Raw genomic sequence first — 18,561 nt, forward strand, 5'->3', positions numbered from 1 at the left:
AGTTCATACCCATTTGCCAATTTTACATCATACCGGGTCCAAGGCATTTCTCGTTCACATTTTACAACCTTCATTCCTGGGAACATTTTTTCGATAAAATTACGAGCATCCGATGGTAACTGGTCGTACGAAATACGATTATTATCTCCTGCCATCACTAGAGGTACAGCAATTCCTAATACTAGGACCAACGTAAATATCAATTTTTTCATAAATCTATATTTTAAATTCATCTTATTTTATTAAACAAAACTATAGACAAGATGTTTATTAAAATATATAAACAGATGTTGCATAACAAATAGAAAATTGTTTTTTCCATTTCAGTAAGTTTGTGTATATTTAGCACTAAATATGCAATACTCGGAGGGTTTCAAATCTTTATGAAAAGAATATTTAAATATATTATTGTTTTTCTTATTTGTATACTGGCAATTCTTATCTCATTACCGGTCTTATTATATATACCCACAATACAGAATTGGATAAAAAATATTGCAACGGAATATATTTCAACAAATATGGGTATGCAAATTTCAATCGAAAGGATTAGGCTTTCTTTTCCTTTAGACCTTGTCATAGAACATAGCCAGGTAATTACAGAACAAGGAGATACACTTCTTCACTCAGAAGAGTTACATTTGGATATTGCATTGAATCCGTTATTAAAGAAACAAGTAAAAGTCAATCAATTTTCATTTAAAAATACCCAATTCTCTTATTCAGATAGTACTTCCCAATTTAAGATTTCAGGTGATATCCAACATTTTATATTATCTGTAAATTCAGCAAACTTAGTTACAGAAGAGGCAAAAATTCCAAGAATAATATTAAAGGGAGGACAGGTTAATCTCTCTTTAGGAGAAAGCGAGCCTGACACACTAAAATCAGAAAGTACTCCGATAAAATGGATTTTTGATGTACGAAAACTTGCACTTTCAGATATAATTTTTACAATGCAAATGTCTGAGCCTCAAACAGACTTATGTGTAAAAATCAAAAATGCCTTGCTTAAACAAGGACTTATTGATTTAGGAAAACAAACAGTTGATGTAAACTCGCTACTGATAGAGCAAGGCCAATATTCATATTTGGCCGATACAGCCCGATATAATAAAACACAGTCCGATATACCTGATAAAGCATCTCTCCCGTGGACTGTACAAGCTAATCACATAAAATTAACTGATAATCAGGCCACATACGGACTTCCTAATCATATACCGGAACCAGGATTAGACCTAAACTACATCTCTGCCAACAACATTAATATGCTAATCGATTCTTTATATAATCGAGGTAGTAAAATAGAAGCTAATCTCAAACATTTGTCTCTAAATGAACGGTCCGGGATTTCTATCATCCAAAGTAACGGTATATTCTTTATGGATTCTGTGCAGCTGTCTTTACAAAAATTTGCACTGAAAACATATACTTCTGATATACGAGCTAAGGCTAATATAGGGATGTCTATATCAGAAATGGCCCCCTCAACACCTTTATCTTTCTTGTTAGATGCACAAATAGGTATTGCCGATATTTATGCTCTATATCCTTCTATAAAAAAGGAACTAAAACTACTTCCTGTGGAAAAACTTATTGCAAACGCTGACATTACAGGAACTTTAGGAAAAGTAAAGATAAAAGAGATAAACATAAACTTTCCTGGACATGCAGTATTAACCAGCAACGGAAATCTAAACTCTATCACTCAACCTGAGAAAATGAGCGGTGATTTTAAATGGCAGGGAAATTTCAATCATTTAGATTTTGTAAAAACTCTTTTGCTTGATACAGCTTTACGAAACCGTATTATAATTCCCAACAACATAAAGCTTAACGGTCAAATATCCATTGCAGGACAAAACTATCGACCAGATATGTATCTTATCACAGACAATGGAAAAATTTCGCTCTCTGGACTTATAAATCCAAAACGAGAAGTCTATGATATGGCTCTACTTATTGATTCTTTTTCTGTAAAAAGTTTTTTGCCGAAAGACTCTCTCGGTCTATTATCTGTCAAAGCCAAAGCTAAAGGAAAAGGCTTTGACTTTCTTTCAGAAAAAACATTTACCAATGCTTTAATAAACATAAATCAAGCAGAATATAATGGGTATAATTATGAGAATATAGAACTGAAAGCCTCATTAAACAAACAAATACTAAGTGGGGCATTATCTTGTAATGCTGAAGCTCTGGATATAGACTTAGAAATAAATGGAGTATTGAGCCCTGACCTCATTCAAGCTCATATTTTTGGTCCTGTCAACCAATTAAACTTAGAAAAAATGCATTTTTCTTCTTCACCTCTTTCGATGGGTATGCATCTTGATATTGAAGGATCAACTGATCAAAAAGATAAGTATTCAGCGAATGTCAATATCAAGGACTTTATATTAAGAATGAATTCCAAAGAGAATAAACTAAAACAAATAACTCTCAATACTAATGTTGACAAAGATTTCATTCACGGTAAATTTGCAGCTGATAATATATCTGTCCGTTTTGACTCTCCGGTAGGAATAGATATACTAACAAAGGGAATTGAAAATACCCAACAATTACTGGAAAAACAACTGCAAGAATGGCAATTTAATCTTGCATCCCTAGAACAGCAACTTCCACCATTCTCTTTTTCAGCTCAAGCATCCAAAAATGATTTTTTAAAATCTATTTTAGAACCTGCAGGAATAGATTTTAAACAAGCTGGAGTTGAAGTAGAATCTTCAGAAAAACGCCCATTCCATATAAAAGCCGACATCGATCAACTTGTCAAAAGCGGAATACAAATTGATACGATACGCATGTATGCACATCAAGGACGTGACAGTTCTAAAATTGTATACCATTTACATATCGGAAATGTTCCAGGAAATTTAGACCAAGCTGCACAGGTAGGAATGTCTGGATACATAGAGAGCAATCATATGTTGATGAGATGCAAACAAAAGAATCGTTCAGGAGAACAGGGATTCAACTTTGGTTATGAAGCATGGCTACAAGATAGTTTAGTACGAATTTCTTTTTTACCTGACCCAATACTCGGATTTGAACCATGGACCGTCAATAAAAATAACTTTATTGAATATTTCTTTGACAACAGCTTGGATGCAGACCTGACAATGAAAGCTGCTGGTAAAAATATAATTCTTCAACCCGCCGATAAAAACATATATAAAAAAGGAGCACTAAACATAAAAATAGACGGATTGGACATTGCATCTCTATTAAGTGTTTCTCCTTTTGCTCCACCATTAGGAGGCATCTTCTCTACAAATATGAACTTATATCTCCCTCAACAACAAGTAGATGTACAAGGTTCTATCGGTATTTCCGACATGAATTATAATAAACAAAGAATCGGGGACATCAATTTAGGTGTATATTATAAACTCGATTCGATCAATAGACAACAAGTCAATGCAGATTTAATAATAAACGAAACCAAAGCTTTAACTATTTCAGGTAATTACGATACAAATGACAAAAATTCTATTGGGGTAACTGTCGATATACCATCACTTCCACTTGAGACTGTAAATCCATTTCTCTCTGGAATGGCTGGATTGCAAGGGAGCCTAAAAGGGAATATGAAAATAACAGGAAATACAGACTCACCTCTCATCAACGGATATTTGCAATTAATGTCGACATCTGTAAATGTCCCCATGATAGGTACATCCTTTGGCTTTTCATCAGATCAACTTAAAATAGTCGACAACCAAATATTATTCCAAAAGTATTCTATAAACGGTCCTAACAAACAACCTTTAGTTATTAATGGGAATGTTGACTTTCAAGAATTTTCTCACATCCTGACCAACTTATCAATAACTGCAACAGAATTCCAATTAGTTAACGTATCCAAGAATAATAAATCAATGGTCTATGGAAAAGCTTTTTCGGACCTTGATTTAACCGTAAATGGTGCTGTAGATGAATTAAGGTTGCGAGGCAATATCGGATTATTAAACGGAACAGATGTAACTTATGTAATGCAAGACTCACCTCTGGATATAAAACAGGAAACTCAAAATATGGTTACATTCGTCTCTTTTAATGATACTACAGTCGTAGAAGAAGACTCCATACCCGTATCCCGTATCGGAGGGATGGATATACTTGTAAATGTAAACATTGCCAGTGCTGTAAAATTAGCTGTCAATCTATCGGCCGACGGTAAAAATCGAATTAATCTGCAAGGCGGAGGCAATCTGTCCTATTCCATGAATTCACTCGGTGATAGCCGATTTACCGGACGATATGAGCTGACAGGAGGAACTGTACGTTATTCGCCTCCTATTATTGCAGAGAAAAGTTTTAATATCCAACAAGGCAGTTATGTTTCCTGGAGTGGAAACATAGCAGACCCCAATATGAACATTACAGCTATAGACCCTCTCCGCATCAATGTTACTGAAGATGATAAAACAAGTCGTCCGGTCACATTCGATGTCAGCATTAATATAAAAAATTCGCTCGAAAACTTAGCTATAACATTCGACGTATCAGCACCACAAGACCTGACAATTCAAAATGAACTTATGGCTCTAACTGCAGAACAAAGGGCTACACAAGCAATGAACCTACTTATATATAATACATATTCGGGACCAGGGTCTTCATCTTCCAAAATTGCAACAGGTAATCCACTAAACTCCTTTATAACAAAAGAGCTAAATCAATGGGCACAAAACAACCTTAAAAACATCGATGTCAGTTTTGGAATCGATAGTTATGACGATGGAACTCCCGGAGGCACAGGAACCCACACCGACTACTCCTACCAAGTATCAAAAACTCTTTTTAATGACAGATTTAAAGTTGTTATCGGCGGCAGTTTCAGCCCTGATGATAATACCAATCAGAATTTAAAAGAAAACCTCATTGATGACGTTTCTTTGGAATATATGCTCGATAAAAGAGAAAACATGTTAATTAAACTCTTCCACCATACGGGTTACGAAAGTATTCTTGAAGGAGAAATAACACAAACTGGAGTTGGATTTGTTGTCCGTAAAAAATTATTCAAATTAAGTGAGCTATTCCGCATCAGTTCAAGAAAATCTAAAAATACTGAAAAATGAAACAGCTCTTTTACAACATATATATAGTTTTACTATCACTATTCTTCATATTTACCAGCTGCTCTACAACTAAACGTTTGGCAGAAGGAGATGTTTTATATACCGGAGTAAAAAAAATGGAAATAGAAGGAGCTAACGGGATGAAAGTTCCCGGAGAAGTTAAATCGGCCATCAAGTCTCCCCTTTCAGTAAAACCTAATAATCCCCTCTTCAGTCCATATATTCGTTCTCCGTTTCCTTTTGGTCTATGGGTTTATAATCATATGAATCCTCCTAAAAAAGAAAAAGGTTTTAAACATTGGTTTTATAACAAATTTGCCAAAGAACCTGTGCTAATATCCAATGTAAATCCAGAATTGCGAGTAAAAGTCGTTGACGATATATTGAGCAATTTCGGTTATTTCGGTGCTCATACTCAATATAAATTGATATATAATAAAAAGAACAAAAAAAAGGCAAGAATCAGTTATAAAGTCATAGTTCCTCCTCCATCTTTCTATGACAGTATTTCATTTCCAGAACCGACATCCCCGCTTACTCAACTAATCGACAGTAGCCGAGTAAATACTCTTCTTCATGTCGGTTCACAATATAACATTGACACTTTATCTGCCGAAAGAAGTCGTATCGCAACTTTGGCAAGGAACAACGGTTATTTTTACTTTCGTCCTGAATATATTGAATATCTGGCTGATACAACGCAAAAAGCTTTTGGCATAAATTTAAAAATGATTATTGGAAAAGGAGTTCCTGCAGAAGCTTTAAAAGCTTATAAAGTAGGAGACATTAATGTATTTTTGGCAAGTGCAAACGGAAAAGGAAATCTAGACAGCTTACATTATAAGAATATGAAAGTTACCTTTCAGAAACCAATGCATCTACGAAAATTTGTATTGCCCAGTAATATAACATTACAACCAGGAGAAATATATTCAGTAGAAAAACAAGACCAAAGTCAAACAAATTTGAGCAAACTAAATATATTTCGCTATGTAAATTTGAATGTAACTCCCATAGATTCATTAAAAGGATCTGATTCATTAAATGTTGCTATCGATGCTGCATTCGACATCCCACTCGAATCAGAATTTGAAGTTGATGTATCTTCTAAGTCTAACAGCTTTATCGGACCCGGCATGACTTTTGGTGTCAGCAAAAAGAATTTATTCGGAGCCGGAGAAATTCTATCCGTAAAACTTAATGGTTCATATGAATGGCAAACCGGCAAAAAAGTAAAAGGAGCTAAATCATCGTTATTGAACTCATACGAATTAGGCATCAACGGTACATTAACTTTTCCACGCTTATTAGTACCTCGCTTTATCAAGCACAACAGGAAATATGGCGCAAAAACTTATTTCCAATTGGGAGCTGACTTAATGAATCGTCCGCATTATTTCCGTATGTTATCATTCAACGCTTCTGCTAATTATGATTTTCAAACTTCTTCATCAAGTTATCATACTTTGACCCCAGTAAAGCTGGTATATAACAAACTTTTAAATACAACCAGCTCATTCGATAAAACTTTGGAAGAAAACCAAGCTATTGCTCTGAGTTTCAAAAACCAGTTTATTCCTACAACCGGATACACTTATACATTTGATCGAAGTTTTGGGAAAAATCAAAATAATCGAATATTCTGGCAAACGTCTGCTACTTCTGCTGGAAATATTTTAGCCGGAATCATGGATTTAGCAGGGAAAAAAGGCCAGAAAGAACTTTTTGGAAATCAATTTTCCCAATTTGTAAAGGGGACGACTGAACTGAAATATTATCGCAGGTTGTGGGGAGACAACTGGTTAGCATCCAGATTTATGGTAGGAGCTGGACATGCATATGGCAATTCTAAAGTAATGCCATATAGTGAACAATTCTATATCGGAGGGGCAAATAGCATACGAGCATTTACAATCCGCTCTCTCGGTCCTGGAAGCTATAGGCCCGATGCCGATAAAGCGAATGGATATTTTGACCAAACTGGAGACTTCAAACTCGAAGCCAATGTCGAGTTCCGCTTCAAAATTATGGGAAGCCTTCATGGTGCAATTTTCATGGATGCCGGAAATATCTGGTTACTGAAAAATGACCCGCAAAGACCTGGTGGAAAGCTGGAACTAAAAACTTTTGGAAAAGATATCGCCTTAGGTACGGGTTTCGGACTACGCTATGACATAAGCTATATCGTACTCCGAGCTGATTTAGGAATCGGACTGCATGCTCCATATGAAAATCCTGATAAACCGCATTATTATAATATGTCAAGTTTCAAGAACAGTTTAGGATTTCATTTAGCAATCGGTTATCCATTCTAAAAAAACAGATATAAAATCGTCATATTCTACTACATTCAAATTATCAAAACAAGCTTTTTTGATAATTTGAATGATTAATTTGACGCATTGATAGTTCTACATATAGTTTTAGAACCTTAATTTGCATTTATATTATCAAATAATAAAGAATTTCATGAAAAATCTGTTTTTTTACGTTTCACTCTTGGTATTTTTATCATCTGTTATGTCTGGGTGCTCTGATTCTAACGAAAATGACGAACCCATAAATGAAGAAGATGCATTTCTAAACGTATCACATGTTGTATTGACATTCAATGAATCGGATGCCAGTAAAAATGTAATTACCATCAAAAGTAATTATCCCTGGGAAGCAACAACCAGTCATCAATCTCTAAAAATAGATAAAAATACCGGAGATGCCGGAGAAGATAAAATTACAATAAAAGACTTGCCTTCAGGTGAAAATTATAAACTGACTATCACAACTAAGGCAAAAACACCTAAAAATGTTATATCAAAAGAAATTACTGTCAAACGAAAAAATAATATCAATACAACAATATATTATAGTAATAACTTTGATAAAGAAATTGCCACCAAGACTTATAATGGCTCCTATTGGCCATATCTTGACCAATTCAATGGCTGGGATAATAAAAACGGAGAAGGGAGTGGAACTGTTACCTATTCTTTTATAAGTTTAAGTGTTAGAAACGATTGGTTCTCTAACTTTAATCCTACAAACGCTTATCGAGGACAAGCCTCCGGAGCAAATAATCTTTATTTCTCATCGGCAAACAGTTATTTTGTTATAGAAAATATTACCATCCCGAACAACCAAAAAGACTTTTTATTTACATTTGGCTGCCAAGAAGCCAATGCGTTCAATTTTTCTCATCTAACTATATCAATAAGCAAAGACGGAATATCTTGGATACCTCTGACTTATAGCAGGGATAATAGTAAAGAATGGGATTTAGCCACTGTTTCTTTTTCATTAAAACAAGAAACTTCAACTTTACATTTCCGTTTTCAAACAACCGTTTCTAACCAAATACGTGTCGACGACGTCAAGCTATCCTCAGGTACCACATCTACAAATATTATTGATTTCGGTAATGTAACACAATATCCATTGGTAGAATTACCTCAATTAAATCTTACTATAAATAATTATCAATATATCACTCATTCTGCAACCCTAAATAACCGAAAAGTTCGAAATTATACGATGTGTTTCGATAAAAACATGCATGCTGCACATTGGGTTGCATATCCATTACATTCGTCCTATCGGGGAGGAAGTGGAAGAACCGAGGCTTGGGCCGCTGATCCTTTAATAGAAGAACAATATCAACCTAAATTATATGGAACAGATGGACTAACATTTTATCGAAATTATTCCAGAGGACATCAAATTCCGTCGGCTGACCGTACGGCAAATGATGAATTAAACAATCAGACATTCTACGCGTCCAACATGACCCCCCAATCAGGAGACTTTAATGGAGGTATCTGGGGTACATTAGAAGGAAAAATCAGAGATAATATTTGCAATGATACACTTTACGTTGTTACAGGTTGCTACTTCGGAAACAACTATACAACAACAAGGGATGGCTGTAACGGTAATAATGAGAGTCAAATCTCAAAAGACTGCCCAGTTCCAACTCATTATTTTAAAGTCATACTACGCACCAGAAGTGGTTCTTCCGGAAAACCCATACCTGAATGTTCGGCAAATGAGCTGAAAGCCATCGGTTTTTGGCTCGAACACAAAGCTATAGAAAATGATGCCAGCCTATTAAAAAACTATTGCAAATCCGTAACCGAAATAGAACAGTTGACCGGTATAAAATTTTTCCCAGTAATTCCTGAAAGCGTAAAGGAACAATGTACACCTTCTGACTGGTCATTATAAACACATATTTTATCATACAAACCTCTAATTACAAAAATCCCTGCAACATATACAACATATATTTGCAGGGATTTTCTATATAAATCATAGATAAAAGAATTATTTAGCAACTCAAAAAATTTCAACCTAAAGCACATTTTTACAAAAAACATTAAAAAAGAACATAAAAACAGAGAAATTGACATTGACACAATAAATACAATACATTTATTTTGCATAATAAAATATGCAACAGAAGTGTTGTGGAGGTCATATTTTATAAATGAATCTGTCTCGCTGCCTCCCAAGACACAAAATAAAGAAATATGAAAAAATTTGTACTTACAACAACAATGGTATTTCTTACAGCCATTTATTCTTTCGGTCAAGAAATTGGATTCGGAGTTAAAGCAGGACTTTCTCTCGCAAATTTGACAGAAACATCATACCATGTTCGTCCCGGTCTTGTAATCGGAGGGTTTGCCAATATTCGTTTCAACGATTATGTAGCTCTTCAACCAGAACTACAATATGCCATGCAAGGAGGTAAATATAATGAGGTGGCAGCCAAATTAGATTATATACAAATCCCTGTTATGGTAAAAGGGTACCTGTGGAAAGGACTAAATCTGGAACTTGGTCCCCAACTTGGTTTTCGAGTTGTTGGAAAAAGTAAAATAGGAGACGAAAGTTATAGTATTAAAGACGCTACAAACGTTTGTGATTTCGCTATTGGGGTAGGACTTGGATATGAAACCGAAATGGGACTGACCGCAGGATTCCGTTATACTATTAGTGCCACAAAAGCAATTAAAGATTCTGACCCTAAAAATAGTGTATTCCAACTTGCTTTAGGATGGAAATTTTAATATAAATTTTTTATAATGCCAAACCGTATACCATTCTTTACTTTAGGTATACGGTTTTCTTTTATGTTACAACTGAAACCACCCGATATTCAATTGCTATACTTAAAAACATCCATATTAAAATACATACTCTACCACATTTTTACATTCTCCTATTATCCCTATTTATACCGATTTATCCCACACAAACAGAACTAAAAATACGCCTCCGTTAAATAATTTACAATCTTTCTCTCATTTCAAATACTTATATCTTTCCAAATAAGTGTCCAAAAGCCTTACAAAAAATTATCAAAGACATAATAGCACCCCAATTTTCATAGTCAAGCGTCCAATTACGACATTAAATTTTATCTATAGTTCAACCTGTTTTTACAAAAAAAATTACTAAAAAATAATATTTGATAATCAATTGAATTATTCCAATATGACCAAGTATGTCCTCCTGGACGAATAATATAATCATGATCAATTTTTTGCTCCAGTAGTCTTCGGTGAAGGTCACTATTCACGGATAAGAAAAAGTCATCACACCCACAATCTATTATTAAAGCTAAATTCCCATTTTTCAATTTATTAAGCTGGCTTATAACCATATGCTTATCCCATACTTTTTTATTCTTCGCTCGGTCTCCTAATAGACTATGAATATTCCATTTATCAGGAAACGACCTTATATCGACGCCACCACTCATACTGCCCGCAGCACCAAAAACATCTTGATGCCTTATAGCCAACCACAATGCACCATGTCCACCCATGCTGGAACCTGTTATAGCACGCCCATCTCTGTCGGCAACCGTATAATAATGATCATCTACATATTTTATCAGTTCTTTTGATATAAACGTTTCGAATCGAGAGTTCTTATCTTTTGGGCTATCCCAATACCAGCTATTTTCCCCATTCGGACAAACGATTATCATTCCGTACCGGTCGGCAATTCGTGGTAGTTCAGTTTTGATATTATCGACCCAAACTTTATGACTATCCCTATATCCTTTTGCACTATACCCGTGCAAAAGATATAAAACCGGGCATCGAAACCCACCAGTCATTCTATCAGGCGTAATAACGACGCAAGGAATATCCCGGTTCATCTTCTTACTTCTCACCTCTACGGTATCGACTACAGAAGAAATGACCGGAAGAGATACCCACAAACCAATAAGCGGCAAAAAATATTTCAACAATGAAATCATATATTAAAGAAAAATATTCAATTTCCAGTTAATCCACTGATATATTCATCTAAAAAGAGAAGAGTTTTCACTGATTCAAGAGCACAATTCATCCAAAAACTTTTTCCCGGTCTCACTATCCACAACGTAGCCAAGAATCCGGAAGAAGCATCTTGCCATACCGTAATCGTATTCGCCAGACTTACAGCCTTAGCCAATAATAGCGGATCTTTCGTCTTATCATACGCTGCCATCAAGACATTTATCACATTACAAGCACTGGCATCTACCGGTGTCTGATAATGATATTGCTCAAATACACAAGGCGTCCCTATCGGATAAATACCGTTTTTACCTTTAGGGGTATCCCATATTACAAACTGATCCTCACAAAAACGCATCAACTCCAAAGCATACTGTATATCTTTTTTTGTCGAGTTCTTATCATTTAGCACCATCTTGGCAAAAGGCGCAGCTGTACAATTCGTCAAATTATCATACGGTTTAAGCAATACGGTAACATCCTCGAATTGCCCATGCCAATCATAAGCCGGACATATCTCTTTTTTAATATAATTGAATGCTCTTTCCCGAGCAGAACTAAAGTCTGTATATCCATATTGGGATTTCAATCTATCAAAAAAAGAAATCAAATCTATCGGAATAGCTTTCACATCATTAACCGGAACTCCGCTTTCGAAATCTACTTTAACAGGCCATGAGCCATCTTCTGACTGTGTATTCAAATAAGTCCGAGCGATTCCCAATGCTTGATTCAAATAAATCTCTTCATGCACCAAATCATACAAATCGAGAAAAGCATTAGCTGCCTGCACCGCTTCCATCATCATCGTCTTCCCGATATTCTCCGGACTTCGGGCAGTCAATTGATTTCCATAATAAGTCGGAGGGAAAAATGCCAAAGACGTACCTTGCGGACGACTTTGATTTATCAAAAACTGTGCCGCATTTTTCGCGATCCTCTCAGCACTCTCTCCGAAATCGGGATTGAATTTCGCAATCATAACTGCCATCGATACTGTTGCTCCGATAATCTTACAAGGATACGCATTATGAATATAGCTCATATCCGGTTCCTGAGAAGTAATCCAATGTTTGAAATACGGTTGATGACAAAAATAAAACATTCCTTTCAACGCTGCTTCTTTATAAGAACGGGTATTCTGTATATATGGACCTTCGAATACCGCCTTTTTTTCAAATGTGCGACGACCGGCATCCCCTATATATTGTCCCTTCTTATCGAACGACTTCACTACCAATTCATTGTTTTTTCCTACCGGAACTTTATCCCACACTTGAGACAAAGATGACAACACCGAATTAGATTTAAATGTAATGGTATCATTTATAGAAAAAACATAGTAAGCTGCTTTTTTTACTGGAGCGAACTCAAAAACCGGAGCATAGATAAACGATGGAGCACAGCCGTTCCAAAACGGGAATTTTTTGCCATCTCCCGGTCTGACAGGAACCAAATATTCTGCAGCAGCACGTTTATTCAATTCATCGAAATCAAACTTTAATAAATACTCATACGGAGTGAATTTCTGTGCACTCGAACCGGCACATAGAATTGTAGAAATAAATATCCCTATTATCCTCTTATACATACTCATTTTACAATATTTTTTTATTATTTCGGTTTATACTTTATCTCCTATTATTACATTACTTAAAAATATCAAAATAAAATATTCCGCTTCCGGCCGTTGCCGCATGTATCCGCTGTTTTTTTGCATCGGAAACAACTGAAATCCAACGTAAACAACCTAACGAAGCATCATAAATATCCGTCCATTCTTTTCCGTCAATATCCGTACTGATAAAAAGACGAGTAGGCGTATCCCCCAAAGGATGATTAGAGCAAGCCAACACCATCAACGGACGCCCACTATTATCTCTACTTATCGAAAATGAACTGGCATTGTACTTCTTTAGTCCCCGAGGTTTTACCTGAGACCATGATTCACCATAATCCTCGCTTTTCCACAACCCTCCATTCCAAAAACCGGCATATACGACACCGCTCTTATCCGGATCGGTATACAGCAACGATAAAACACTATTTTTCTTTTTATCGAACGGTAACTTTTTATCGACTCTTTCCCAATTTTTTCCGGCATCATCACTTCTGAAAATACCTTCGGTCCATTCTCCAACATAAATAACATCCTTTTTCTGCGAATCGAGAGCCATCATCTGGCCCGTCCCGCATCCGTTTTTATGCTGATAATTTACAATAGGTGTCAAATCCTTGTCGATTTTAAATTCTTCCGCAGGTAACGTTTCGATATTTCCCCAACAAGGATTATTCACTTTTTCCCATTCCTCTCCGAAATCATTGCTAACATATATCCCTGCAGGAATCTCACCATCAACATTCGTATCGATATTACCTTCCATATAAGCCCAAAAACGTCCCGGTACCAAAGGGTCTTCTTTTATATCTTGTAAAAAGTTCTGACCTTTCTGCTCCCATACGATATGACCGGTCTTTCCCATATCCTTGCTCTTGTACAATCTCATATATTGTCCTTTCCGTTGAGCAGCAAACAAAAGCAACTCCGGATCACGCATAGAAAAACTGGCAGTTCTTCCTGGGCCCACCGTTATCGGAGCCATTTTGTACGACTTACTGTCATCAAACGAAAGAGCTGGAGCATGGTCACAAACCCCACATGCCCAAACGCCATCCAGAGTGGGATGTTTTATCAACGTTTCGCAACAAATGATTCCGATACCTTTAAATTGATGTCCATAAAAATTCTTTCCGGCATCGTAAGTAATCGTCACACCCCACCAATTCGAAATATATAGTTTATTCGGATCCTTGCAATCTGGCAAAATATGAGAAACGGCACTACCGATTTTCTCGGGCCTACGTCCATGCCATTCTTTAGGAAATTCGAACATGTTTTCCGGTTTACAATTCGGACTAATAGGGAGCCATGATGCACCTTTATCTTCAGATTTATAGATGGTCACCGGATATTTTGTAGGAAACTCTTCTGCTGCATAAAGGACATCAGGATTTAAATCGGATTGCACTAACGTACGGTATTTCAGTTGATGAGGCAAATCTTCAACTATCGAAAAGCTCCGCCCGCCATCGGTACTGCGATATACTCCTGGTTGAGAAGCGAACAACACCGTATTTCCATTATCTGCAATCACTAATTCATATAAAGCAGCTTTATCACTTTCAAATAAAACTTGCCAATGTTTGCCCCCGTCATCCGACATATACAAACGTCCGGTCTTATTTCGTGGAAAGTCTTGAAGTTCGGCCAACTTCTCTTTTATTCTATTCTTATCCAGATCACCTTTAAACATCGCTTTGTCCGAAATCGTACCTACATAAATACGATTGTTATCAAACTTGACACACGAAATACGGTCACCTGACAATCCTGAATATTTCCAAGTTTCTCCTCCGTCTTTGCTCAGCCATATTCCTTTCGAATACGAACCGGCAGCCACTTCACCCTTTTTATTCGGATTGTAACATATCAATTCCCCGAACTGACGAGTAGGACCATTTCCATAATAGTCTAAACCCGATTTTACCAAATACCAACTTTTACCTCCATCCGTCGATTTATGAATCCGTCCGATAAAACGGAAATCACGAACATCTCCTGTAGCACGCAATAACGACTGGTTGTCGAATGGATCCAATGCCATCGAATGGCAATAATGATCGGACATCTTATCTAACCCTCCATTTCGAGGTATCCAAGATTTTCCCCCGTCTACACTCTTGAATACACCAGCAACATCCGATCGGGCATACAATACATCCGGATTCGTTTTGTCCTGAACGATACCCGTAATATATCCGCCTCCTCCCATGTCGGTCTGGTAAACCTGAACTTTATAGTCACCTTTAAAAACAGACTGCATATCTATCTTCAAAGGTTGGCTCACCGAATAAAAAACGACACAGAAAAAGGCAATTATAACAATCAAAAATCTATTCTTCATACCATCCATTTTCTAAATCTTATAAGTATTTTTTCTTAAAATTATTTTATCCTATCAGAAAATTAATTTAAAAGTCTTTACTTCCCCTCCATACACCAAACGAACAATATTCATCCCTTTCGTAAAAAACTCTTTCGGAATAAAATATTCAAACTTATCTCTAAAAAGCAAAAAGTCGGAAAATAAGACCTTACCATCTACCGAAACGACTTTCACATCCATAGCTGAATTCATTGGATAATCAAATATAAATTTAACTCCATCCGATACTCTTTCGGTTCTTATATGATTTCTATCACTGATATAATCACGTATACCTGTATCATTCGGATCTTTCAAATCGAAATAGACAGGCTCTCCCTCTTTCATTGTTACATTGATCAACGTTTCAGTGTTCGTCCTACTTTGTATGGCAACCCCTTCTACAGGAGTAACCAAATCCCAACTGCCATTTATCGTCAAAGTCGTAGACGTCGGTGTAGAATGCCATACATAAACAGCATCGCTTTCGGGACACAAATCAGGATTACAAACCGCAAATTTATACCGATTTGAAGTGACATCCCTCTTTACCATCAACAAATGCCTGAATGTAGTCGCTTTTACTATTCCGAAATCCAAATCGCTTACCGCATCATAAAAAGCATACGCGGTCGTATTGTTCGGTAAGTAAGTCAAAGCATGTACTTTATCTGTCTGAGATTCTATTGTGAATATTTTTGCCTGAGTGCTACGCATCCTCATGGCAAACTGGCTCATTGCCTCTGTCGTCGTTGCAGGAAGAAGGACAAAAACATCCTTTGCCCCGGAAGGTTTTACACCATGATTGATATATGCTTTCGCCGCAATCAATGCAGTCGTCGGATTCGCACAGTCCGCCCCCGTCTGATTCGGAGTAGATTGTTCTCCGAATTTTAAAACAATCGGATCATTACCTTTAGGTACGAAATAACCCGTACCGGCAGGAGTAATAAACCAATTATCTGTCGTAGCAGAGTTGATCGTTCTCTCACCCTGCTGAGCAACCTCTCCGTTTACGATCAAATCTCCGACCGATCCGGTCACAACATTTTGAAATAAATTAGTTGCCGTAATCATATCATCATCATAAGTCCCAGACGAAGCAATATCGCTTCCTATACATACAACCATATCGCCAAAGGCAAACATCGTCTTCTTGAATACCAAATTCGTCGAAGTATAGCATACCGTACCACCCCATCTATCAATTTGGTCGAAATCCGTTGCAAAAACACCGCAATCGTTCCACGCCAAAGCTCCCGAGAAATTTTTCTCTTTACTGAACTGATCGAAACGCTGAGTAGTCGACTCTTTCGGCATCATTTTCGACCATGAGGTATAATGTACCGTCGTCGTTCCCGGAACGACATTCCAATCATAACCGGCAGCAGTAGTCGGATAACCGCTTTCTGCTACAGTTCCGTCATAAAGCACATCCAAACTTCCATGACTTTGATAACGTCCGAACCTATTTTGACCGCTATATATTTCGGCCCCCCAAAATTTCGTCGTAATAGAACGCATCGATACGACCCAATTATCTTTTCTGAAAATTGCTGCCGGACTATAATTAAATGCATAAAAACCGCTATAATCGGCAACATCTACAGCATAAGTATTCGTTCCCGAAAAATAATTGTAAGCAGCCTTCAACTCAGCATTATCACCTTTAATATCAACACCAGTCTCTATCAATTTATTAAAATGATCATTGCTATAAGCCAAGGTTATACCAGCACCGAACGGATTACGTCCGGCAAACGTATTGGCAAAATAATGAAGAGAACCTTTCGTAGCCATAATATACTCCGAAAGCACGGCTTTCTTGAACCGTTCATAAGCATCCTCGGCTATCCGAAACGGAGTTCCGCGCATATACCACATACATACGGTCCAAGGCTGATACGAATACATATAATTGTTATAATGAGTATTATGATGAAATCCCGTCCCATCGGGTTTCAATATACCTTTACATCCCGGTGTATATTCTGTACTACGTTCCATATAACGCTTTACCGCCTTCAGTTCCCTCACGGCAACAGCATCATCTGTCTGATATGCCGCTATAGCTGGGAAATGAGACAAATACAGATACATATAATCCGATACCAAATTTTGTTTATATGCCTCTTCCGAACGATATACCTCATTATAATATGAGAACCATTGGGCGAAATCTAAAAGACGTTGGCGCAACTCCCCTTCACAAGCATACGCAACATCTATTACATGAGCCGGTATATTCATACCTGCTGTATAAAAATTCATGTTCGAACTCATAAAATAATTACACCCTTCTCCCACACCTTGATCCAGAAAATACCGAACCGCTTTCAAAAATGTCTCTCTATAATCGCTTCTGGTCGATAAATTGGATAAATGAGTAAATACCGCTTCGATATATGTATCGCTCAAAGCGCTATACGAAATATCGATCGGTGTTCCACGCAACGTACCGTCCGCGTTCTCGACAATATTCAGAGCATTTATAAAATTCATCGAAACTCTCAACTGTACCGAAGTTGGAGTATTTACTTTTCTAGCTAACCTCTCCCGTAACAATTGCAAACCGTTCAACTCATCTTGTGTAGGCTGAGTCACCGGAATATCTCTTTCCGATGCATAAAGCTCCAAATAAGAGACATCGCCTTTTAAATATTGCTTATCGAGAATCATGTGCGGACCTTCGACTCTCGAAGTAATCGTCGTATTATTGAATTCTACATTATCGAACAAAATTTTCCGACTTCCCAGAACTTTTTTATTCCAATGTAAACCGACTTCTATATTATCGACCCGAGTAGATGTTTGATCTTTATACTCCACATAAGTACGATTAAATTCCCTCCAACCTTGGAAGTTACACAATATGCGAGCCTCTCTTTTAACCGCACCCTGATATTTAAAACGAATAACGATCGTATCATTCGTTATTTTCGGAGAATATACATATAAAAGAGTTCCATTCGTAGCCAGGACCTTAAGGTCGATAGGAATATTAATCACAGAGTTCGCATTGGAAGTCCACTCTAAAGAATAACTTCCCTCCTTATACGTACGATCCGTTAAAGAAAGAGTTCCTCCCGTTACCGTCCAATTCGAAGGAACTGCATCCTCAAAAGTAAAGAGTGTCTGAGCTTTACTTTCAAATACGACCGACAACAACAACAGAAATATTATTTTTTTCATATA

The 18,561-nt window shown here is 36.8% G+C and carries 8 protein-coding genes and 1 pseudogene; 4 read left to right on the forward strand and 5 right to left on the reverse strand.

Features of this window, described 5'->3' with window-relative positions:
- A pseudogene (locus tag BN2628_RS17610) lies at positions 1–212 on the reverse strand (PepSY-like domain-containing protein); the annotation flags it as partial.
- Between the two features lie 315 nt (positions 213–527).
- Here BN2628_RS17610 and BN2628_RS08940 point away from each other — a divergent pair.
- The 4 genes from BN2628_RS08940 to BN2628_RS08955 all read left to right on the forward strand — a co-directional run bounded on the left by BN2628_RS08940 (position 528) and on the right by BN2628_RS08955 (position 10,156).
- Positions 528–5,090 carry a translocation/assembly module TamB domain-containing protein gene (locus BN2628_RS08940; RefSeq protein ID WP_157256068.1) on the forward strand — a complete coding sequence of 1,521 codons (4,563 nt, stop codon included), beginning with the start codon at positions 528–530 and terminating at the stop codon, positions 5,088–5,090.
- Positions 5,087–7,405, forward strand: a complete 2,319-nt coding sequence (locus BN2628_RS08945; protein ID WP_055096915.1) for a translocation and assembly module lipoprotein TamL — start codon at positions 5,087–5,089, stop codon at positions 7,403–7,405. The genes BN2628_RS08940 and BN2628_RS08945 overlap by 4 nt, the downstream gene beginning before the upstream one ends.
- Positions 7,406–7,559: 154 nt before the next feature.
- On the forward strand, positions 7,560–9,308 hold the full coding sequence (locus tag BN2628_RS08950) for a DNA/RNA non-specific endonuclease (RefSeq protein ID WP_055096917.1): 1,749 nt from the start codon (positions 7,560–7,562) through the stop codon (positions 9,306–9,308).
- A gap of 305 nt (positions 9,309–9,613) precedes the next feature.
- On the forward strand, positions 9,614–10,156 hold the full coding sequence (locus BN2628_RS08955; protein WP_074024073.1) for a porin family protein: 543 nt from the start codon (positions 9,614–9,616) through the stop codon (positions 10,154–10,156).
- 350 nt (positions 10,157–10,506) lie between these two features.
- Here the strand turns inward: BN2628_RS08955 and BN2628_RS08960 are convergent, their stop codons facing one another.
- The 4 genes from BN2628_RS08960 to BN2628_RS08975 are packed head-to-tail and all read right to left on the reverse strand — an operon-like array spanning position 10,507 to position 18,558.
- Positions 10,507–11,358, reverse strand: coding sequence for an alpha/beta hydrolase (locus BN2628_RS08960; protein ID WP_044225610.1), 852 nt, complete (start codon positions 11,356–11,358; stop codon positions 10,507–10,509).
- A 17-nt stretch (positions 11,359–11,375) separates the two neighbouring features.
- Positions 11,376–12,971, reverse strand: coding sequence for a hypothetical protein (locus BN2628_RS08965; protein ID WP_154668438.1), 1,596 nt, complete (start codon positions 12,969–12,971; stop codon positions 11,376–11,378).
- A 58-nt stretch (positions 12,972–13,029) separates the two neighbouring features.
- Positions 13,030–15,345 (reverse strand): hypothetical protein, encoded by a 2,316-nt coding sequence (locus BN2628_RS08970; RefSeq protein WP_154668439.1) that lies wholly within the window; start codon positions 15,343–15,345, stop codon positions 13,030–13,032.
- 54 nt (positions 15,346–15,399) lie between these two features.
- A complete protein-coding gene (locus tag BN2628_RS08975; RefSeq protein ID WP_052431394.1) occupies positions 15,400–18,558 on the reverse strand; it encodes a polysaccharide lyase family 8 super-sandwich domain-containing protein in 3,159 nt (1,052 codons plus the stop codon).
- Positions 18,559–18,561: the final 3 nt, after the last annotated feature.

It is taken from the genome of Gabonia massiliensis, assembly GCF_001403595.1.
Taxonomy (GTDB): Bacteria; Bacteroidota; Bacteroidia; order Bacteroidales; family Coprobacteraceae; genus Coprobacter; species Coprobacter secundus.